20 protein-coding genes are annotated in these 20,642 nt (G+C 72.3%); 15 read left to right on the top strand and 5 right to left on the bottom strand.

What is annotated here, in order from left to right:
- Positions 1-93 precede the first annotated feature (93 nt).
- The 12 genes from pafA to ACWCP2_RS11545 all read left to right on the top strand — a co-directional run bounded on the left by pafA (position 94) and on the right by ACWCP2_RS11545 (position 11,853).
- Positions 94-1,455 carry a Pup--protein ligase gene (pafA, locus tag ACWCP2_RS11600; protein ID WP_053678744.1) on the top strand — a complete coding sequence of 454 codons (1,362 nt, stop codon included), beginning with the start codon at positions 94-96 and terminating at the stop codon, positions 1,453-1,455.
- A gap of 125 nt (positions 1,456-1,580) precedes the next feature.
- Positions 1,581-2,528 carry an FKBP-type peptidyl-prolyl cis-trans isomerase gene (locus ACWCP2_RS11595; protein ID WP_450908391.1) on the top strand — a complete coding sequence of 316 codons (948 nt, stop codon included), beginning with the start codon at positions 1,581-1,583 and terminating at the stop codon, positions 2,526-2,528.
- Positions 2,529-2,575: 47 nt separating this feature from the next.
- Positions 2,576-2,953, top strand: a complete 378-nt coding sequence (locus tag ACWCP2_RS11590) for an FKBP-type peptidyl-prolyl cis-trans isomerase (protein WP_250740366.1) — start codon at positions 2,576-2,578, stop codon at positions 2,951-2,953.
- 158 nt (positions 2,954-3,111) lie between these two features.
- Complete coding sequence (locus ACWCP2_RS11585) at positions 3,112-4,074, top strand: helix-turn-helix transcriptional regulator (protein WP_450908390.1); 963 nt, start codon at positions 3,112-3,114, stop codon at positions 4,072-4,074.
- Between the two features lie 99 nt (positions 4,075-4,173).
- Positions 4,174-5,232, top strand: coding sequence for a helix-turn-helix transcriptional regulator (locus ACWCP2_RS11580; RefSeq protein WP_450908389.1), 1,059 nt, complete (start codon positions 4,174-4,176; stop codon positions 5,230-5,232).
- Positions 5,229-5,468, top strand: a complete 240-nt coding sequence (locus tag ACWCP2_RS11575; RefSeq protein WP_450908512.1) for a hypothetical protein — start codon at positions 5,229-5,231, stop codon at positions 5,466-5,468. Before ACWCP2_RS11580 ends, ACWCP2_RS11575 begins: the two co-directional genes overlap by 4 nt.
- A gap of 26 nt (positions 5,469-5,494) precedes the next feature.
- Positions 5,495-5,695 (top strand): hypothetical protein, encoded by a 201-nt coding sequence (locus tag ACWCP2_RS11570; RefSeq protein WP_450908388.1) that lies wholly within the window; start codon positions 5,495-5,497, stop codon positions 5,693-5,695.
- Between the two features lie 170 nt (positions 5,696-5,865).
- Positions 5,866-6,165 (top strand): Sec-independent protein translocase subunit TatA, encoded by a 300-nt coding sequence (tatA, locus tag ACWCP2_RS11565; RefSeq protein ID WP_450908387.1) that lies wholly within the window; start codon positions 5,866-5,868, stop codon positions 6,163-6,165.
- Between the two features lie 61 nt (positions 6,166-6,226).
- On the top strand, positions 6,227-7,192 hold the full coding sequence (gene tatC, locus ACWCP2_RS11560; RefSeq protein ID WP_450908386.1) for a twin-arginine translocase subunit TatC: 966 nt from the start codon (positions 6,227-6,229) through the stop codon (positions 7,190-7,192).
- A gap of 36 nt (positions 7,193-7,228) precedes the next feature.
- Complete coding sequence (locus ACWCP2_RS11555) at positions 7,229-8,143, top strand: diacylglycerol kinase (RefSeq protein WP_450908385.1); 915 nt, start codon at positions 7,229-7,231, stop codon at positions 8,141-8,143.
- Between the two features lie 98 nt (positions 8,144-8,241).
- Positions 8,242-11,112, top strand: coding sequence for a DEAD/DEAH box helicase (locus ACWCP2_RS11550; RefSeq protein WP_450908384.1), 2,871 nt, complete (start codon positions 8,242-8,244; stop codon positions 11,110-11,112).
- Between the two features lie 90 nt (positions 11,113-11,202).
- Positions 11,203-11,853 carry a helix-turn-helix domain-containing protein gene (locus tag ACWCP2_RS11545; RefSeq protein ID WP_450908383.1) on the top strand — a complete coding sequence of 217 codons (651 nt, stop codon included), beginning with the start codon at positions 11,203-11,205 and terminating at the stop codon, positions 11,851-11,853.
- A 13-nt stretch (positions 11,854-11,866) separates the two neighbouring features.
- Here ACWCP2_RS11545 and ACWCP2_RS11540 read toward each other — a convergent pair whose 3' ends face one another.
- From ACWCP2_RS11540 to ACWCP2_RS11525, 4 genes are all read right to left on the bottom strand, one after another.
- Positions 11,867-12,838: an RluA family pseudouridine synthase gene (locus ACWCP2_RS11540; protein WP_450908382.1), complete on the bottom strand. Its 972-nt coding sequence runs from the start codon at positions 12,836-12,838 to the stop codon at positions 11,867-11,869.
- A 49-nt stretch (positions 12,839-12,887) separates the two neighbouring features.
- Positions 12,888-14,432: a serine hydrolase gene (locus ACWCP2_RS11535; protein WP_450908381.1), complete on the bottom strand. Its 1,545-nt coding sequence runs from the start codon at positions 14,430-14,432 to the stop codon at positions 12,888-12,890.
- A gap of 219 nt (positions 14,433-14,651) precedes the next feature.
- On the bottom strand, positions 14,652-15,500 hold the full coding sequence (locus tag ACWCP2_RS11530; protein WP_450908380.1) for a siderophore-interacting protein: 849 nt from the start codon (positions 15,498-15,500) through the stop codon (positions 14,652-14,654).
- 61 nt (positions 15,501-15,561) lie between these two features.
- Entirely contained in the window at positions 15,562-16,467 is a 906-nt protein-coding gene (locus tag ACWCP2_RS11525; protein ID WP_450908511.1) for a 5'-3' exonuclease, read from the bottom strand.
- Between the two features lie 209 nt (positions 16,468-16,676).
- On the opposite strand from ACWCP2_RS11525, the gene ACWCP2_RS11520 reads away from it, so the two are divergent.
- Both ACWCP2_RS11520 and ACWCP2_RS11515 read left to right on the top strand, forming a co-directional pair.
- Entirely contained in the window at positions 16,677-17,330 is a 654-nt protein-coding gene (locus tag ACWCP2_RS11520; RefSeq protein WP_450908379.1) for a helix-turn-helix domain-containing protein, read from the top strand.
- Positions 17,331-17,335: 5 nt separating this feature from the next.
- A complete protein-coding gene (locus ACWCP2_RS11515; protein WP_450908378.1) occupies positions 17,336-18,064 on the top strand; it encodes a helical backbone metal receptor in 729 nt (242 codons plus the stop codon).
- Here the strand turns inward: ACWCP2_RS11515 and ACWCP2_RS11510 are convergent.
- Entirely contained in the window at positions 18,061-19,194 is a 1,134-nt protein-coding gene (locus ACWCP2_RS11510; protein WP_450908377.1) for a TDT family transporter, read from the bottom strand. The genes ACWCP2_RS11515 and ACWCP2_RS11510 overlap by 4 nt on opposite strands.
- Positions 19,195-19,264: 70 nt before the next feature.
- On the opposite strand from ACWCP2_RS11510, the gene ACWCP2_RS11505 reads away from it, so the two are divergent.
- The gene (locus tag ACWCP2_RS11505) at positions 19,265-20,206 is read left to right on the top strand and encodes a LysR family transcriptional regulator (protein WP_450908376.1); all 942 of its coding nucleotides are present in this window, start codon (positions 19,265-19,267) and stop codon (positions 20,204-20,206) included.
- Positions 20,207-20,642: the final 436 nt, after the last annotated feature.

Raw genomic sequence — 20,642 nt, 5'->3', positions numbered from 1 at the left:
TGGGCGGCCGGTGGGGTGGCCGCTCGGGAAAATGATCGAAACGGCGCCTGCGAACTCGGTTTCAGAACAGAGCAGAAGGCGTAATGTTCAGTCATGGACCGCCGCATTTTCGGGCTGGAGAACGAGTACGGCGTCACGTGCACGTTCAGGGGACAGCGCCGACTGTCTCCTGACGAAGTGGCGCGCTACCTCTTCCGCCGTGTTGTGTCATGGGGCCGCAGTAGCAATGTCTTCCTGCGGAACGGCGCCCGCCTCTACCTCGACGTGGGTTCGCATCCGGAGTATGCAACTCCCGAATGCGACAACCTGATCGAACTGGTCACCCACGACAAGGCCGGCGAGCGCATTCTCGAGGGCCTGCTCGTCGACGCCGAACGCCGCCTGCACGAGGAGGGAATCGCGGGCGACGTCTATCTGTTCAAGAACAACACCGACTCGGCGGGAAACTCGTACGGCTGCCATGAGAACTACCTGGTGGCCCGGCACGGGGAATTCTCCCGGCTGGCGGACATTCTGATCCCGTTCCTGGTCACGCGGCAGCTGATCTGTGGTGCGGGCAAGGTGCTGCAGACGCCCCGGGGTGCGGTGTACTGCGTGAGCCAGCGGGCCGAGCACATCTGGGAGGGTGTCAGCTCGGCCACGACGCGTTCGCGGCCGATCATCAACACCAGGGACGAGCCGCACGCGGACGCGGAGCGTTACCGGCGTCTGCACGTGATCGTGGGCGACTCGAACATGTCCGAGACGACCATGCTGCTGAAGGTCGGGGCGACCGATCTGGTGCTGCGCATGATCGAGGCGGGCACGGTGATGCGGGACCTGACGCTGGAGAACCCGATCCGGGCGATCCGGGAGGTCAGTCACGACATCACGGGTCAGCGCAAGGTGCGGCTGGCGAGCGGCCGGGAGGCTTCGGCGCTGGAGATCCAGCGGGAGTACTACGACAAGGCGGTGGACTTCGCGGAGCGGCGGGGTATCCGTACGGGTGTCGTGGACCAGGTGCTGGAGCTGTGGGGCCGGACGCTGGACGCGATCGACGCGGAGGATCTGGACCGGATCGGGACCGAGATCGACTGGGTGATGAAGTACCAGCTGATCGAGCGGTACCGGGCGAAGCACAACATGACGATGTCGAATCCGCGGGTGGCTCAGATAGACCTCGCGTATCACGACATCCACCGCAGGCGCGGGCTGTACTACCTGCTGGAGCGCAAGGGGCAGGCGGCGCGGATCTGCAACGACCTCAAGATCTTCGAGGGCAAGTCGGTGCCTCCGCAGACGACGCGCGCGAGGCTGCGGGGTGATTTCATCCGTCGTGCGCAGGAGCAGCGGCGGGACTTCACGGTCGACTGGGTGCATCTGAAGCTGAACGACCAGGCGCAGCGCACGGTGCTGTGCAAGGACCCGTTCCGTTCGGTGGACGACCGGGTGGAGAAGCTGATCGCGGGGATGTAGCGCACGGGGCGGTGCCGCGCGCATCGCGCCGATCTCGGCCAGGGCCTCGTACGGATCTCGTACGGGGCCCTGTCCACGCCTTAGAGTGGCGACGACCTATGTGCCGTCTGAGATCTGAGGAACACGTGCGCCGACTTGCCGGCCTGCTTGTCGTACCCCTTCTGCTGCTGTCGACAGCGGCCTGTGGCGACAGCGGCTCCGACTCCACCTCCGCCGAGATGAAGAACGGGGCGCCCGCGATCACGAAGGGTGCCAAGTTCGGGGAGACCCCCACCCTGTCGACGGGGAAGGGGACCCCGCCGAAGGAACTGAAGGTGGTGACCATCAGCGAGGGTGACGGCCCGGCGCTGAAGAAGGGCGACATCGCCCAGGTCAACTACCTCGGCCAGGTCTGGGACGGCAAGGAGCCGTTCGACCAGAGCTTCGGCAAGGGCAAGCCGTTCGACGTGACCGTCGGCGAGGGCCAGGTCATCAAGGGCTGGGACCAGGGTCTGCTGGGCAAGAAGGTCGGCAGCCGGCTGGAGCTCGTGATCCCGCCGGACCTCGGTTACGGCGACCAGGGCTCGGGCGAGAAGATCAAGCCGAACGCCACGCTGGTCTTCGTCGTGGACATCGTCAAGGGCACCTCCATCCCGGCTTCGGCCACGGGCAAGGAGGTTCCGCAGACGGACGCGGCGCTGCCGAAGGTGGGGACGAACACGGACGGCAAGGAAGTCGCCGTGACCCTTCCGAAGGACGGCACGCCGCCGGCGAAGCTCGTGTCGAACTACGTCCTGGAGGGCGACGGCGCGGTCGTGAAGGACACCGACAGCGTGGTGGTCAAGTTCCACGGCAAGACGTGGAAGGACGACAAGACCTTCGAGAGCACGTACGCCTCCGGGACGTCCGTGACGTGGCCGCTGGCGGAGCTGCAGGTCAAGGGGTTGAAGGACGGGATCGTCGGCAAGAAGGCCGGTAGCCGCATCCTGCTGGTCATCCCGCCGGACCAGGGTTTCGGCGACAAGCAGCAGGGTGAGACCATCCCGGCCAATTCGACGCTGGTCTTCAGCCTCGACATCCTCGCCGTGGTGTAAGACTGTCCAGGTTGTACCCCTGTTCGTAAGTTTTGAGGAGCAGTTCCGTGAGCGACAAGCTCGAGAAGCCCGAGATCGACTTCCCCGATTTCCCGGTCCCGGCGGACCTTGTGATCGAGGACATCTGGGAGGGCGAGGGCGCCGAGGCCAAGGCCGGTTCCCGGGTCTCCGTCCACTACGTGGGCGTGGCCTACTCGACCGGTGAGGAGTTCGACGCCTCCTGGGGCCGCGGCGCGCCGCTGCAGTTCCAGCTCGGTGTCGGCCAGGTCATCTCCGGCTGGGACACGGGCATCCAGGGCATGAAGGTCGGCGGCCGCCGCAAGCTGGTCATCCCGGCCCACCTGGCCTACGGCGACCGTGGCGCCGGTGGCGCGATCAAGCCGGGCGAGACGCTGATCTTCGTGTGCGACCTGATGGGCGCCTGATCGTCCTGCTGTGAAGCGGCGCCGTGAGGCGTGCGGGGCCCCTGCCGTGAAGGCGGGGGCCCTCGCTTTTGCCCCGGGCCGCCGGGGCGGTACGGTCAGCGGTCACGAGGGTGTACCGGGGACACGACTCGAAGGTCTGGAAGGGCGGATGGGCGTCGATGGCGATTGCCAAGGCCGAGCGGCTGATGAATCTGGCGCTGTGTCTGCTGGGGACGCGCCGGCCGCTCAGCAAGCGGGAACTGCGCGGTTCCATCGAGGCCTACATGGAAGCCGGGAACGACGAGTCCTTCAACCGCATGTTCGAGCGGGACAAGGACGATCTGCGGGAGCTCGGGCTGGTCATCGAGACCGTGGAGAACCTGGAGGGCGACACCGGCTATCTGGCCCGTCGTGACTCGAACCGGCTGCCGCCCGTGGCGCTGGACGCCGAGGAGGCCGCGGCCCTGGGGCTCGCGGCCAAGGTGTGGCAGCAGGCCCGGCTGGCCGGTGCGGCCAGTGGGGCGCTGCAGAAGCTGCGCGCCGGCGGCATGCCGGAGGCCTCGGATCCGTACGAGGGCCAGCACAGTGCCATCGAACCGCGGATCCCGGTGCACGAGGCGGCCTTCGAGCCGCTGATGCTGGCCTGCCGCGACCGGCGGCCGGTGGTCTTCGACTACCGCAAGTCCACCGCGGCGCGTCCCGAGACCCGGCAGGTCGAGCCGTGGGCGCTGGAGTGCTGGCGCGGCCACTGGTACCTGGCGGGCTTCGACCGCGACCGCGGGGCGGAGCGGGTGTTCCGGCTCTCCCGGATCACGGGCAAGGTCCGCTCGCGGGCCGCCAGGTACACCGCCGAGGTCCCGGACGTGGTGACGGTGCGGGAGACCGTGGCGAGCTGGGCCGGGGAGAGCGCGGAGCGCTCCGCGGTGATCCGGCTGCGGGCGGGGGCGGGCTATCCGCTGCGGGCCAAGGCCGCGGCGGTGCGCGAGGGGGCCGGCGGCGAGGGCTGGGACGAGCTGGAGATCCCGTACGGGCACGGGCTGGACGCCTGGCTGGTGGAGTTCGGCCCCGATGTGGTGGTGCTGGAGCCGGCCGACCTGCGGGCGGACGTGGTGGACCGGCTGCGGGCCGTGGCCAAGGGCTGACCCGTCCCGCGCGCGGGTGCGCGGGAGCGGTGCGGACCGGTGGGCCGGGTGGACCGGGGAAGATCAGTGAGCAACGCCCTGAGGGGGAGACGTACCAGCATGGCTGCCAACGCCATCGACCAGACGCGCCGGATGCTGTCCCTGGTGACGTACCTGCGCGAGCGCCCGGGTGCGCACGTCGCGGACGTGGCCCGGGCCTTCGGGATCACCGAGGACGAGCTGATCTCGGACCTCGACGTGCTGCCCATGTGCGGGACCAGCTTCCGGGGCGGGGACCTGCTCGACATCGACACCGACGGGGAGCGCATCTGGTGGCGCAACCCCGACGCCTCGGGGGAGTCCACCGCGGAGCCGCTGCGGCTGGCCGCGGACGAGGCGACGGCGCTGCTGGTGGCCGCCCGGGCCGTGGCCACGCTGCCGGGGCTGCGCGAGGGGGACCGCCAGGCCCTGCTGCGGGCCACCGCGAAGCTGGAGGCGGCCGCGGGCGAGGTGGCCGGTGCGAGTTCCCGGCTGTCGGTGACCTTCGAGTCCGAGGGCGGGGTCTTCGCCGACGTGGACCGGGCCATCGCGGAGCGGCGCCGCCTGTGGCTGCGCTACTACTCGCCCGCGCGCGACGAGCTGACCGAGCGCACGGTGGACCCGATCAGGCTGTTCGCCGTGGGGCACACCTACATGGAGGGGTGGTGCCACCTCTCGGAGGCCCGACGGACCTTCCGGCTGGACCGGGTGGCGGAGATCCGGCTGCTCGACGAGCGGGCCGATCCGCCGGCCATTGAGCCCCGCGATCTGTCCGAGGGGCTGGTGCAGCCGGCGGCCGAGGACCCGGAGGTCGTGATCGAGGTCGGTCCCGGCGGGCGCTGGGTGGCGGAGTACTACCCGCACGACAGTGCGGAGGAGCTGCCCGAAGGGGGTCTGCGGATCACGCTGCGCACCCCTGACCCGGGCTCGCTGCGCCGCCTGGCGCTGCGGCTGGGCCGGGAGGGGCGGATCGTGGCCCCCGTGGAGCTGGCGGACAGCGCCCGCCGGGCGGCGCGCGAGGCACTCGCCGCCTATGAGGGCGGGGCGGCCGGGGAGGTGGCGCCGGCGGACGTCGCGCCCGCGGACGTGGCGGCCGCGGACGTGGCGGCCGGGAGCGGCGCCGACGGGGAACAGGGCTGAGGGGCCGAGGGGGGATCCGCGCGGTGTCGATCGCGTTCAAGGCGTCCTGCCCCGACTGCCGGGCCCGCTTCGAGCTGGACGCGGGCGCCCTGCGGCTGGCCATCGGCGGCAGCCGGCGTACGACCTTCTACTCCTTCACCTGCCCCGAGTGCGCGGCCGCGGTCCGCAAACCGGCCGGTGAGCGGATCGTGGAGCTGCTGACCGGTGGCGGCGTGAGCACCCTGCGCAGCGTATGAGGCGCGCGGTGGCCTAGGCTCGTCACATGCTGTGGCCGATGTTCGCAATCGCTCTGAGCTTCCTCGGGCTCGCCGTCCTCGCCGTGCTCGCCGTGCGGGTCTTCGTGGAGGTGCGCCGGCTCTCCGCCCAGGTCGCGGACGCCGGGCGGCGCATCGCGGACGCCTCCGCGGACCTGGAAAAGGCCGCCGCGGGGCTGGCCAGGGCCGGGCGTTCCGTGCGGCCATAGCCATCGCAGGTCAACCGTCGTACTGTCTGACCACGCAAGCGGTGATACCCCAGGGCATTGCCTGCCGTTAACCCCCGGGGGTTACGATCCATGTCAGAACGGCTCACCGATCTCGGTCAGAGCCGTCTTGACTACCACAACCAGCCGTTTCGGTGAGAAGGAAGACACACATGATCGGCAACCTGAAGCCCCTCGAGATCCTCCTGATCGTCGCCGTGATCTTCCTGCTGTTCGGTGCCAAGAAGCTTCCCGACATGGCCCGCTCGCTCGGCAAGTCCGCCCGCATCCTCAAGAGCGAGGCGAAGGCGATGAAGAAGGAGGGGGAGGCGGAGGACGCCGCCACCGCCGCTTCCGTCGCCGACCCGGCGCCCCAGCAGCAGACCGCGGCTCCGCGCACGATCCAGGCTTCGCCCGGTGACGTCACCAGCGCCCGCCCCGTGAACGAGCCCAACCACACCACGCAGGGCTGACGGCGGCCGGTCCGCCGGCCGCGCTCGCACCAGTCAACTGCAACGAGACAAGGGACGTGGGTTGCTCAAGTCTGCCCGCAAGCAGGAGAAGCAGGACAAGAAGGCCAAGGACGCCGAAGGGCGGATGCCTCTTGTCGAGCACCTGCGTGAGCTGAGAAACCGGCTGCTGAAGGCCGTCCTTGGAATCCTCGTGATCACGATCGTGGCCGCGTTCTTCTACAAGGACCTCATCGACTTCATGATGAAGCCGATCCTGGACTCCGTCGGCTGTGCCAACGGCGTGGTCGCGCAGCGCAACGGGAAGCCCTGCGCCGCCATGACGGTCAACGGCCTCATCGCGCCGTTCTCCATCGCCCTGAAGGTCTCCCTCACCGCCGGTGTGGTGCTCTCCGCGCCGGTGTGGCTGTACCAGCTGTGGGCCTTCGTGGCCCCGGGGCTGCACAACCACGAGCGCAAGTACGCCGTGGGCTTCGTGGCGGTCGGCGCACCGCTGTTCGGCGCCGGTGCGGTCCTCGCGTACATGGTGCTGCCGCAGACCGCGGTGATCCTGCTGGAGTTCACCCCCGAGAACGCGAGCAACCTGCTGCCGGTCGACGACTACCTCGACCTGATCACGCGCATGATCGTGGTCTTCGGCCTGGCCTTCGAGCTGCCGCTGCTGCTGATCCTGCTCAACGTCACCGGGGTGCTGACCGCGAAGCGGCTCGCGAGCTGGTGGCGGGCGATGGTGCTGGGCATCACGATCTTCGCGGCGTTCGCGACGCCCACCGGTGACCCGCTGACGATGCTGGCGCTGGCCGCGCCGATCGTCGCCCTGTACTTCATCGCGCTGCTGGTCTGCTACCTCAACGACCGCCGCCGCCTCCGGAACAACCCGGACGCGGGCCTGGACGACGACGAGGCCTCCGCGGTGGACCTGACCCCCGCCGCGGTGGGTGCGGTCGAACCGGTCGCGGCTCCGGGCGCCCTGCCCGGGCAGGCCGACGGCGGACGCCAGCGGATCAACGGCTACGACGACGCCACCTGATCGACGCGGGAGCCCCCGCCGGGTACATTCCCGCGGGTGAGCGCCGAGATCACCCTCTTCGTCAATCCCACCGCCGGAAGCGGCCGGGCCGCGCACGCCGCGCAGCCGGCCGCTTCCGCGCTTCGCGACGCCGGTTTCTCGGTGCGCAGCGTCGTCGGCGGTGACGGGGCCGACGCCCTGTCCCGGCTGCGGGCCGCCGTGCGCGAGGGCACCGGGGCGGTGATCGCGGTCGGCGGCGACGGGCTGGTCTCCCTCGCGCTGCAGGCGCTCGCGGGCACCGAGGTGCCGCTCGGGGTGGTCGCGGTGGGCACCGGGAACGATTTCGCGCGCGCGATGGGACTGCCCGTACGGGAACCCGCGCGGGCGGGCCGGCTGGCCGCCGAGGCGCTCAAGGAGGGCCGGATCCGGGAGATCGACCTCGGCCGGGTGGGCGGGGCCGGCGTCGGGGCCGGAACCGGGGGCACCTGGTACGGGACCGTGCTGTGCTCCGGTTTCGATTCGCGGGTCAACGACCGGGGCAACCGGATGCGGCTGCCGGCCGGGCGGTTCAAGTACGACCTGGCGATGGCCCTGGAACTGGCCGCCTTCCGGCCCTTCCCGTACCGGATCACCCTGGACGGGGGCCCGGTCCTGGAGACCGAGGCCACGCTGGTGGCGGTGGGCAACGGCTCCTCCTACGGCGGCGGCATGCGGATCTGCGCGGACGCCGTGCCCGACGACGGGCTCTTCGACGTCACGGTCGTCGGCGACTGCAGCCGCACCACCCTGCTGAAGGTCTTTCCCCGCGTCTACAAGGGCACCCACCTCGACCATCCGAAGGTCACCGTCCACCGGGCCTCGAAGGTGACCCTGGAGGCCGCCGGGATCACGGCCTACGCGGACGGCGAGCCGCTGGGGCCGCTCCCGGTGAGCGCCGAGTGCGTCCCGGCGGCCCTGCGGCTCCTGGCGTAGGCGGTCCGGGCCCGGTGCGGGCCCGGTTTGGGCCCGGTGGGGGACCGCGCAAAAGATCGCGACTGTTGTCAGGGGCGACGGGTAGGCTCGAAGACAAGATGACCGAAGAACTTTCTCCCGCCGAGCGGTACGCCGCTGCCCGGATCCGCGCCGCCGAAGAGGCCTCGGCCCTGGCGCCCTTCCGTGAGATGTACGAATTCGACCTGGATCCCTACCAGATCGAGGCCTGCAAGGCACTGGAGGCCGGCAAGGGCGTCCTGGTGGCCGCCCCGACCGGCTCGGGCAAGACGATCGTCGGCGAGTTCGCCGTGCACCTGGCCCTCCAGCAGGGCCGCAAGTGCTTCTACACCACGCCCATCAAGGCCCTGTCGAACCAGAAGTACGCCGACCTCGCCAAGCGCTACGGCGCCGACAAGGTCGGTCTGCTCACGGGCGACAACAGCGTCAACTCCGACGCGCCGATCGTGGTCATGACCACCGAGGTGCTCCGCAACATGCTGTACGCGGGCTCGCAGGCGCTGAACGGGCTGGGCCACGTGGTGATGGACGAGGTGCACTACCTCTCCGACCGGTTCCGCGGAGCCGTCTGGGAGGAAGTGATCATTCACCTCCCCGCGTCGGTGACCCTGGTCTCGCTCTCCGCCACCGTCTCCAACGCCGAGGAGTTCGGCGACTGGCTCGACACCGTGCGCGGCGACACCCAGGTGATCGTCTCCGAGGAGCGGCCCGTACCGCTGTGGCAGCACGTCATGGCCGGCCGGCGGATCTACGACCTCTTCGAGGAGGGGTCCGACCACGGCGGCCGCGGCTCCGCGCGCCGCGAGGTCAACCCCGATCTGCTGCGGATGGCGCGCGAGGAGAACAGCAGCCGGTACAACCCGAAGGACCGGCGGCGCGGGAAGATGGTCCGCGAGGCCGACCGCGAGCGCGAGCGGCGCTCCCGCGGCCGGATCTGGACCCCCTCGCGTCCCGAGGTCATCGCACGGCTCGACGGCGACGGGCTGCTGCCCGCCATCAACTTCATCTTCAGCCGGGCCGGCTGCGAGGCCGCCGTCCAGCAGTGCCTGTACGCGGGGCTGCGGCTCAACGACGACACCGCGCGCCTGAAGGTCCGCGAGATCGTGGAGGAGCGGACCGCTTCCATCCCCACCGAGGACCTGCACGTCCTGGGCTACTACGAATGGCTCGAAGGCCTGGAGCGGGGCATCGCCGCGCACCACGCGGGCATGCTGCCCACCTTCAAAGAGGTCGTCGAGGAGCTGTTCGTACGGGGCCTGGTGAAGGCCGTCTTCGCCACCGAGACCCTGGCGCTGGGCATCAACATGCCGGCGCGCACGGTCATCCTGGAGAAACTCGTCAAGTGGAACGGCGAGCAGCACGCCGACATCACCCCGGGCGAGTACACGCAGTTGACGGGGCGGGCCGGGCGGCGCGGCATCGATGTCGAGGGCCACGCGGTGGTGCTGTGGCAGCGGGGCATGGACCCGGCGGGCCTGGCCGGGCTCGCGGGTACCCGTACGTATCCGCTGCGTTCCAGCTTCAAGCCCTCGTACAACATGGCCGTCAACCTGGTCCAGCAGTTCGGGCGGCACCGTTCGCGCGAGCTGCTGGAGACCTCCTTCGCGCAGTTCCAGGCCGACCGCTCGGTCGTCGGGATCTCCCGGCAGGTGCAGCGCAACGAGGAGGGCCTGGACGGCTACCGGGAGGGCATGACCTGCCACCTGGGGAACTTCGAGGAGTACGCGCGGCTGCGCCGTGACCTCAAGGACCGCGAGAACGACCTGGCCAAGCAGGGCGCCGCCCAGCGGCGGGCGCAGGCGGCGACCTCGCTGGAGAAGCTGAAGCCGGGCGACATCATCCACGTGCCGACGGGCAAGTTCGCCGGGCTCGCCCTGGTGCTGGACCCGGGCGTGCCGGCCGGGCGGTCCAACGGGCACCGGGGGCACGAGTACACAGAGGGCCCGCGCCCGCTGGTGCTCACCGCGGAGCGGCAGGTCAAGCGGCTCGCCGCGATCGACTTCCCGGTGCCCGTGGAGCCCCTCGACCGGATGCGGATCCCCAAGACCTTCAACGCCCGCTCCCCTCAGTCCCGTCGGGACCTGGCCTCGCAACTGAGGACCAAGGCCGGTGACTTCAGGCCGGGCCGGGCCCCCCGGGGCCGGGCGGCCGCGGCCGACGACCGGGAGATCACGCGGCTGCGCACCGCGCTGCGGGCGCATCCGTGCCACGGCTGCGACGAGCGCGAGGACCACGCCCGCTGGGCGGAGCGCTACCACCGGCTGCAGCGGGACACGCGGCAGCTGGAGCAGCGCATCGAGGGCCGGACGAACACCATCGCCCGCACCTTCGACCGGATCCACGCGCTGCTGACGGATCTGGACTACCTGCGCGAGGACGAGGTGACCCCGCACGGGCGGCGGCTGGCGCGGCTCTACGGAGAGCTCGACCTGCTGGCGTCCGAGTGCCTGCGGGCCGGTGTCTGGGAGGGGCTGAGCCCGGCCGAACTGGCCGCCTGCATCTCGGCGCTGGTCTTCGAGGCGCGGCAGTCCGACGACGCGGTCGCGCCGAAGGTGCCGGGCGGTGCGGCGAAGGCCGCGCTCGGCGAGATGGTCCGCATCTGGGGCCGGCTCGACGCGCTGGAGGAGGAGCACGGCATCAACCAGGCGGAGGGCGTGGGCCAGCGCGAGCCGGACCTCGGCTTCGCGTGGGCGGTGTACCAGTGGGCCTCCGACAAGAGCCTGGACGAGGTGCTGCGCGAGGCGGAGATGCCGGCCGGTGACTTCGTGCGCTGGTGCAAGCAGGTCATCGACGTGCTGGGGCAGGTGGCCGCCGCGGCGCCCTCTTCCTCGGCTGCGGCGTCTTCGGGCTCCTCGGGCTCCTCGGGGGGTGGCAGCACCGTGGCCCGCAATGCGCGCAAGGCGGTGGACGCGCTGCTGCGAGGTGTGGTGGCCTACAGCTCGGTGGGATAGCCGGATTCGTAGGTTCCTCCAGAAGCGGTCATGGCCGGATCTCACCTCTTGCCATGATCGCTTCGGCGTGTCCCGTGGGAAAATCGGGCCATGACTGGTGGAACGGATGACGGGCCGAGACGGGTCGGTCGGCCACGCGCCGATCAGCTGAGACCGGCGAGCGGGCGGCCGCCGCGCGAGGAACTCCTCTACGCGGCGGCCGAATTGTTCACGGTGAAGGGGTACGCGGCCACGACCACCCGGGCCGTGGCCGAACGGGCCGGAATGCGCCAGGCCACGATGTACCACTACTTCGGCGGCAAGGAGGAACTCCTCGCCGAACTCCTGGAGTCCACGGTCGCGCCCTCCCTGGAGCTGGCCCGCAGGCTGGCCGGGGAAGCGGACCGGCCGGCCGGCCGCCGGCTCTGGGAACTGTGCCGCTCGGACGTGATGCTGCTGTGCGGCGGGCCGTACAACCTGGGCGCGCTCTACCTGTTGCCGGAGGTCGCCGGTGCGCGCTTCGCCCGTTTCCGCCGGATGCGTCAGGAACTCAAGGGCATCTACCGGGAGTTGCTCGACGGGACCCGGGCCGGGGCCGAACTCGCCGGCGACAAGGCCGGACTGGTGCTCCGCAACGACCTCGTCTTCGGGCTCATCGAAGGCGTGATGCTGATCCACCGCTCCGATCCGGGGCGCCCGGTGGCCGCCTTCGCGGAGGCCACCGCCGATGCGGCGCTGCGCATCGCGGACGTCGGCCGCTAGACCGCCCGTCCCTTCAGTGTCCGTCCCCGGATCCCGTTTCCCAGCCGGGCCGGTCCCCCCAGGCCCGCAGGGTGCGGGCGCTCTCGATGCGGTGCGCGAGCCCGGTGACGGGGTCGGTGAACTCCAGGGTGCGGGCCAGGAGCTGGAGCGGACGGCGGTAGTCGTCGGGCGCGGGATCGCGGACCACCGGGTAGACCGGGTCGCCCAGGATCGGCAGGCCCAGGCTGTTCATGTGGACCCGCAGCTGGTGGGTGCGGCCAGTGTGCGGGGTCAGCCGGTAGCGCCCGGTGCCGCCCTTGACCCCGAGGAGTTCGGCCAGGGTCTCGGCGTTGGGCTCGGCGCCCTCGACCTCCGTCGCCGCCATCACCCCGCGGACCTTCTCGATGTGGCTGCGCAGGGTCCGGGGGAACTCCACCGCCGGGTCGTGGGGCGCGAGCGCCTCGTACTCCTTGCGGATCCGCCGCTCCTGGAACATCAGCTGGTAGGCGCCCCGGTCCTCGGGGCGGATGCTGAACAGCACCAGCCCTGCGGTCATCCGGTCCAGCCGGTGCGCCGGGCTCAGCTCGGGCAGGCCGAGCTCCACCCGGAGCCGGGCCAGGGCCGTCTGGAAGACGTGGCTGCCGCGCGGGGTGGTGGCCAGGAAGTGCGGCTTGTCGGCCACCAGCAGGTGCTCGTCGCGGTACACGACCCCGATGGGGAAGGGCACCACGGGCTCGGGCGGCATGTCCCGGTGGAACCACAGGAAGCCGCCGGGCTCGTACGGGTCCTCGGGCCGCAGCACCCGGCCGCCCGGGCCCAGCACCCGGCCGTCGCGCAGCAGGCGGGCCATGGACTCGGCGCCGCGCGTGCCCTCGTAGCGTGCCGTGAGGTAGGAGCCGAGGTCCGGCCAGGTCCCGTCCGGGTCGGGGGGCAGCCGCATGCGGACCGGGTCGATGCCGGAGACCTGGGGCAGGGGCGCGTCGGGGATGTGGGATCTGCGCTTCACCGGGTACAGGCTATGCGGCCCGGGCCCGGCAGGATCCGGGAAGGACGGCCTAGCCGCCGGTGAAGGTGCCCAGGTGGTCGGCGTCCAGGTACTCGATGCGGACCGTGTGGTCGGCGGGGGAGAAGAACACTCCGGTGCGGCCGACGGCGTTCTCCCCGGCGGTCTCGTAGCTGAAGGTGTCCCCGTCGTAGTGGGTGAGGGGGAAGACCATCGGCTCCGGGCCGAGGGACAGGGTCAGCCCGCCCGTGCCGGTGGCGGCCACGGTGGCCTTGCCGTAGTAGGGGTTCCGGTAGGTGCCGGTGTACGCGGAGTCCTCGCCGGCCGGCGCGGCCCCGGTGGGCGGGTGGGCGTAGTCGGTGGGGGAGCGGCCCTCCGCGTTGATCCGGTCGTAGAGGCCGCCGATCAGGGACAGCCAGTCGGTGGTCGCCTTGCCGTGTTCGGCGGTGTCGAAGAACTCGGCGGCGACCGCGTCGGGGAGGCCGACGGGGGCGCCGTTGGTGAGGACCACGATGCCGAGCCGCTCCAGCGGGAGCATGCTGACGCTGGTGTTGGCGCCGAGTTCGAAGGCGCCGGAGTGGCTCAGGCGCAGGCGGCCCGCGTCGTCGTAGTTGACGTTCCAGCCCAGCCCGTAGAAGCCGGTGCGGGCGGTGGGCGAGGCGGGCGGCTGCGCGACGATCTCGGGGAGGTGGGTGCGGGCGAGGGTGTCGGCGGGGATGATCCGCTTGCCGTCGAGGGTGCCGCCGGAGAGCTGGAGCCGCAGCCAGCGGGACATGTCGCGGGCGGTGCTGCTGACCCCGCCGGCCGGGGCCTGGGCGTCGGGATCGCGGACGTATCGCGGGCTCCAGGTGCCGTCCGGGTTCTTGACGTGGGTCGCGGCGTGGTCGGGGGCGTCGGCGAAGGCCTGGAACTCGGTGCTCGTGTGCGTCATGCCGGCGGGCTTGAAGAGGGTGTCGGCGCTGAGCTTCTGCCAGGTGACGCCGCGGGAGCGGGCGAGGGCCTCGGCGGCGGCGGTGAACCCGTAGTTGGTGTAGGCGTAGCTCGCGCGGAAGGGGCTCAGGGGGGCCAGGCGCAGGTGGTCGAGGATGTACGCCTGGTCGTAGCCGAGGTCTTCGAGGAGGTCGCCGGCGTGGTCGGGCAGACCGCTGCGGTGGGAGAGCAGGTCGGCGGCGGTGACGTGCGAGGTGACCCACGGGTCCTTGAAGGCGAAGCCGGGGAGATCGGTGTGCCGGTCGAAGTCGGCGGGCTCCTGGAGGACCCCGGCGGCGACGGTGGAGGTGATCGGCTTGGAGAGCGAGGCGACCTGGAAGACGGTGTCGGGGCCCACGGCGGCCGGGTCGCCGACGCGGCGCACGCCGAAGCCCTTGAGGTAGACGACCTTGTCGCCGTGGACGACGGCGACGGAGACACCGGGAACCCCGGTGCGGCGCATCATCCCGGCGACGGTGGCGTCGAGGCCCCGCACGGCCGTGTCGACCTGGGCGTCGGTGAGCTGGGCGGTGGGCGCGGGCGGCGGACTCGGCGCGGCGGTCGCGGTCCCGGCCGAGGCCAGGAGAACGGCTGCTCCGGCCGCCGTGAATGCGCGGAGCGTACGCATGGGCCCATTGTGCCGCCGAACGGGTGATCCCGCCCGGCAGCTCTTCCGCGGGCCGGTGTCGGGCTCCCGGGCGGGTGTCGGGCTCCCGGGCCGGGCTCCTGGGTCGGGGCTGGGCTCCCGGGCCGGTGTCGGGCTCCCGGGCCGGGCTCCCGGGCCGGTGTAGGGCTCCCGCGCCGGGGCTCGGCTCCCGGGGTGGGCCGGGAGCCGCTCGCCGGCCGGTCAGGAGGCGGCGGCCGCCAGGGGGCGTTCCTGTTCGGCTTCCACTTGTGCGTTCCAGTCGCGCTTGATCGCGCGCCAGCCCTCGTCCGTCACGCCCTGGCGCCAGTAGCCGGAGATCGACAGGCGCTCGCGCGGGATGCCGCGCTCGATGCGCAGGTGGTGGCGCAGGGATCTGACGAAGCCGGCCTCGCCGTGCACGAACGCGTGGACGTCGGCGGAGGGGAAGGCCAGGGCCTGGACGGCCTCGGTCAGGGCTTCACCGATCGGGCGGGAGCCGCGGTGGATCCAGACCGGGACGACGCCGTCGGGGGTGGCGATCCTCAGCTCGTCGTGCGGGCCCTCGACCTCCACGAGCGCGTGCACCCGGGCTCCGGCGGGCATCCGTTCCATCGCCGCGGCGATCGCCGGCAGGGCGCTCTCGTCGCCGACCAGCAGGTGCCAGCCGGCGGCCGGGTCCGGGGCGTAGGCCCCGCCCGGGCCGAGGAAGCGTACGAGTTCACCCGGCTGGACGCGGGCGGCCCAGGGGCCGGCCAGGCCCTCGTCGCCGTGGACCACGAAGTCGAGGGTCAGTTCCAGGTGGGCCGGATCCCAGGCGCGCACCGTGTACGCGCGCTGGCGCGGCCACTCCTCGCGGGGGTGGACCGCCTTGATCCGTTCCAGGTCCCAGGGGGTGGCGTAGGTGACCCCGTCCGGTGCGAAGAGCAGTTTCACGTAGTGGTCGGTGTAACTGCCCGCGCCGAATCCGGCCAGACCCGCACCGCCCAGCACGATCCGCACCATGTGCGGACTCAACCGCTCGGTCCGCACGACCACTGCGGTGCCGACCTTGCGGGCTCGTCCTTCTGCCACGACGTCTCCCTGACTCTCCGACCCTGACTCCGTGAAGCTTAGGATTACCTAAGTTAGCACCTCAGGGGCGAAGTGCGCTGCCCAGACGTTCAACGGCTCCACTCAGGCCCCACCTCTGCGCGAGCGCCGCGACCAGATCCGGCTGCGCGGGAACGGCCGGGAGCGCCGGGTCGAACGCCGGAAGCGGAACGTCCGAGGCGACCTGGACCACCTTCGGTGCCACCGCCAGATAGGGCCGGGATTCGTCCAGCCGCTTGCGCTGGGTGGGGGTCAGCTTCGACTTCGGGTCCTCGATCGCGGCGATGATCCCGGCCAGGTCCCCGTAGGCGTCCAGCAGCTTCGCCGCCGTCTTCTCGCCGATGCCGGGGACGCCCGGCAGGCCGTCGCTCGGGTCCCCGCGCAGCAGTGCCAGGTCGGCGTATCCGGGGCCGTCCACCCCGTACTTCTCGCGGAGCCAGGCCTCGTCGGTCACCTGGAGGGTGCCCACGCCCTTGAGCGGGTACAGCACCCGGCGCCGCTTCGCGTCGTCGACCAGCTGGTACAGGTCGCGGTCGCCCGTGACGATGTCCACCGGGCCGGTGGCGCGGCCGGTCAGGGTGCCGATCACGTCGTCGGCCTCGTACCCGGCGACCCCCACCCGGGCGATGCCGAAGGCGTCCAGCGCCGCCTCGATGATCGGGACCTGCGGGGCCAGGGTGTCCGGGGTCTCCTCGACGTCCGGGCCGCTCGCGGTCTCCTGCGCGACCCGGTGGGCCTTGTAGGACGGGATCAGTTCCACCCGCCAGTGGGGACGCCAGTCGGCGTCCATGCAGGCGACCAGGTCGTCGGGCCGGTGGTCCTGCACGAGGCGGCCGATGAAGTCGAGCAGGCCGCGGACGGCGTTGACCGGAGTGCCGTCGGGGGCCTTCACGGAATCCGGCACGCCGAAGTACGCGCGGTAGTAGAGGGAAGCGGTGTCCAGGAGCATCAGGCGTCGTGTCGTCGTCACGGTCACGATGATGCACCGAGGGCAAACGGAAAGTGGCGCAGGTACGGCCTGCTCTGCTCGTGAGCGCGAAACCGGGGCCGGTTGCTGCGTAAGGTGCTTACAGCACACCGATGGGCGATGTGTGGTGCGCGATGTGTGACGCGCGATGTGCGACGGACCGACCGGGACAAGGGGAGGGCAGCCCCGCCATGGACGACAGGGACGGCACCGACGGCAAGAACGGACGCGGAGCGACGACCGGCGCGGACGACAAGGAGCGGGAACGCGACAAGGAGTCCAAGGAACCGCTGCGCGTGGGCGTGGCCGTGCGCAAGAGACGCAGGGCCCTGCAGCTCACCCTCGCGGCGGTGTCCGCGCGCAGCGGGCTGTCGGTCCCCTTCCTGAGCCAGATAGAGAACGAGCGGGCCCGGCCCAGCATGCGCTCCCTGGAGCGGGTCGCCGACGCGCTGGGGACCACGGCCGTCGATCTGCTGGCCGCCTCCGACACCGCGCGCACCGTGGACCTCGTACGGGCGGGCGACGATTCCGCGCTGACGCCCGTTCCCGGCGTACGGCCCCTCGTGCGCGGGCACCACCAGTTGCACGCGCTGGAGTTCACCGGCGACCAGGACGCGGGCCGCGAGTACCAGCACCGCAACGACGAGCTGATGTACGTGGTCTCGGGCGCCTGCCAGGTGGAGGCCGAGGGGCGGGCGTACCGGCTGGAGAACGGCGACGCGCTGTTCCTGTCCGGCGGGGTGCGCCACCGCTGGCGGGCGGTCACCGAGGACACCCGGATCCTGATCGTCGCGGTCGGCGAGCACATCCACGCGACCTCCGAGCCGCCCTCGCCGGGACACTGACCGCGATGGGGGACGTGCGGGTCGTCTCGCTGGTGCCGTCCCTGACCGAGGCGGTGGCCGTGAGCGCGCCCGGTGCGCTCGTCGGGGTGACCGACTGGTGCACGCATCCGGCCGGCCTGGGCGAGGTGGCGCGCATCGGGGGGACGAAGAACCCCGACGTACGGGCCATCGCGGAGCTGCGCCCGGATCTGGTCCTCGCCAACGAGGAGGAGAACCGGGCCCCGGACCTGGCGGCGCTGCGGGAGGCCGGGCTGGAGGTGCTGGTCACCGAGGTACGGGACCTCCCGCAGGCCTTCGCCGAACTGGACCGGGTGCTCGTGGGGGCCATGGGGCTGGAGCGGCCGGGGTGGCTGGCGGACGCGGAGGCGGCGTGGGCCCGCGCGGAGCCGGCCGGAGCGCCGCGGACGGCCCTCGTGCCGGTCTGGCGCCGGCCCTGGATGGTGCTGGGCCGCGACACCTTCGCGGGGGACCTGCTGGCCCGCCTCGGTGTGCGCAACGTCTGCGCCGGGCACGCGGAGCGCTACCCGCGGATCGGGGCGCCCGGCCCGGCCGCCGCGGGCTGCGATCTGGTGGTGTTCCCGGACGAGCCGTACCGCTTCGGGCCCGGGGACGGCCCCGAGGCCTTCCCCGGCATCCCGGCGGCGTTCGTCGACGGCCGCCACCTGACCTGGTACGGGCCCTCGCTGGTGGCGGCCCCTCAGGTGCTGGGGGCGGCCCTGCGGGCGGCGACCTAGCGGGGCGCGGCCAGCAGGCGGCCGGACCAGAGGCCGTGCAGGGTGTGCGCGGCGGCCAGGAGCCAGGCGGTCAGCAGGGCCAGGAAGAGGGCCGCGGCCAGCCAGGAGAAGGCGGCGAGGCCGGTGTGGCGGGCCAGGCCGGCGGCTCCGGTGACACAGGTGCCGACGGGGAAGGTCAGTGCCCACCAGGTCATGGCGAACCCCATGCCGCCCCGGGCGGCCCGCAGCAGCATCGCCGCGGCCAGCGCCAGCCACAGCAGGGCGAATCCCATCACGGGGACCCCGTAGACGACCGCGAAGGCGGAGAAGGCGCCGGTGTAGGGGCCCGCCATCGACCGGGGTGCCATGTCCGCGAGGGAGTTCACCGCGGTGGTCGACTGGCCGAGGGGGCCCAGGACCAGGAACAGGGTCGGGGTGAGGACCAGGGGCAGGGGGCCGCTGACGATCAGCCGGCCGAGGATCAGGGGGAGCAGCAGCAGGGTGGCGAGCAGGCTGAGGCCGAACATCGCGTAGCAGCCGAGCAGCATGGCCTCGCGGGCCTGGCCGGCGGGGAGGTGGGGGATGAGCAGGGGGCCCAGCGCGGCGGAGACCATGGGGGCGACCACGGGGAGCAGCCAGACGGGGGTGGCCTGGTGGGCCTCGACCTTGTGGCGGACCACCATCAGGTAGGGGACGGCCACGGCCGCGAGGAGGCCGATCGCGGTGCCCGCGGTGAACAGGACGGTGTCCACGGCGATGGCGGCGGGCAGGCCGATGAGGTCCTTGCCGACGATGAGCGCGCCGCCGCCGACGGCCAGCAGGGCCATCGAGAGGCAGCCGTAGAAGGGGGCCACGGCGGGGTCCAGGAGGTGGGCGCGGGCCTGGTCGCGGTGGTGGAGCCAGTGTCCGGCGCGGGCGGTCAGCAGGACCGCGAGGGCGGTGGCGGCCAGCACCCAGAAGATCTGGCAGACCACGCGCTGGCCGGGGAGCTGGTACGGGAGGGTCGCGCCGGCATTGGCGATGATCGCCGTGCCCATGACGGAGGCGTACCAGTTGGGGCCGAGGTGCTGCAGGGAGGGGGCCTTGTGGGCCGCCGCGGTGGCGAGGGTCCCGGGGGTGGTGGGGACGGGGCGTACGAGGGTGGTGGCCATGGGTCCAGCGTCCCGCCGGGCGGGGCCGGACGGCAGAGGGTGTTGTCCTATGAGGACATAAACTGAGGTTATGGGTAATGGGAGCGGTCATGAGGAGTGGGTCGAGGGGCAGGTTCCGCTGGCGCACCGGGTTCCGGACCTGGGGGCCATGGAACTGCTGCTCGCGGTCGCACGTGTGGGCAGTCTGAGCGCTGCGGCACGACGGCTCGGGATCGCCCAGCCCGCTGCCAGCAGCCGGATCCGGGCGATGGAGACCCGGCTCGGGGTCGCACTCGTGGACCGCTCCCCGCGCGGGTCGACGCTGACCGCGGAGGGCGCGCTGGTCACGGACTGGGCCCGGCGGGTGGTGGAGGCGGCCGAGGCCTTCGACGCGGGCGCGCAGGCGCTACGGGGCCGCCGCGACTCCCGGCTGCGGGTCGCGGCCAGCATGACCATCGCGGAGTACCTGCTGCCCGGCTGGCTGATCGCCCTGCGCGGGCAGCGCCCGGACACGGCGGTGTCGCTGCACGCGGGGAACTCGGCGGCGGTGGCGGAGCGGGTGCTCGCCCACGAGGCGGACCTCGGCTTCGTGGAGGGGCTCACCGTGCCGGACGGCCTGGACTCGGTGGTCATCGCCCAGGACCGCCTCGTGGTGGCGGTGGCCCCCGGGCACCCCTGGGCCCGGCGCACGCGCGGGGTGGAGCCGGCGGAGCTGGCGGCGACGCCGCTGATCCTGCGGGAACGCGGGTCGGGGACCCGGCAGGTCCTCGACGCGGCGCTGGCCGGGTGCGGGGGGCTGGCGGAGCCGCTGCTGGAACTGGCCTCCACCACCGCGGTGAAGGCGGCGGCGGTGAGCGGGGCCGGGCCGTGCGTGCTGTCGGAACTGGCGGTCGGCGACGAGATGGCGGGGCGCCGGCTGGTGTCCGTACCGGTGCTCGGTGCGGGCCTGGAGCGCGAACTCCGCGCGGTCTGGCCCGCCGGCGCACGCCCGGCGGGCCCCGCGCGCGATCTGCTGGCGCTGACCCGGCGCTGACCGGCCGCTGACCCGGCGCTGACCGGCCGCTGACCCGGCGCTGACCGGCCGCTGACCGGAGCCTCCCGGCCGTGCCACGGGGCGGAGCCCGCCCGGCGCCGGCCCGGTGAGACCGGAACTGGTCTGGGGTGGGCCCCGGGGGTCCGGGGCGCAGCCCCGGGGAACGGTGGAAGGGCGGGTAGGGGACGGCTCCGCGCCGCGGCCCCCACCCGCGGGCAGATTCCCGAGCGCGGGCGGCAGGTACCGGGTGGTGGGTTGCCCTGCGGGGCGGAGTTCCCCTACCCGCCCTTCCACCGTTCCCCGGGCGCTGCCCGGACCCCGGTCCTCAAGCGCCGGACGGGCTGGGCGGGGTACCGGGCTGCGCCCCGGACCCCGTGGGGCTGCGCCCCGGACCCCGGGCTGCGCCCCGGACCCCGTGGGGCTGCGCCCCGGACCC

This window comes from Streptomyces sp. NPDC002104, assembly GCF_053593795.1.
Note: the sequence above shows the minus strand (reverse complement) of the source record. Positions and strands in the feature narration are given on the sequence as shown.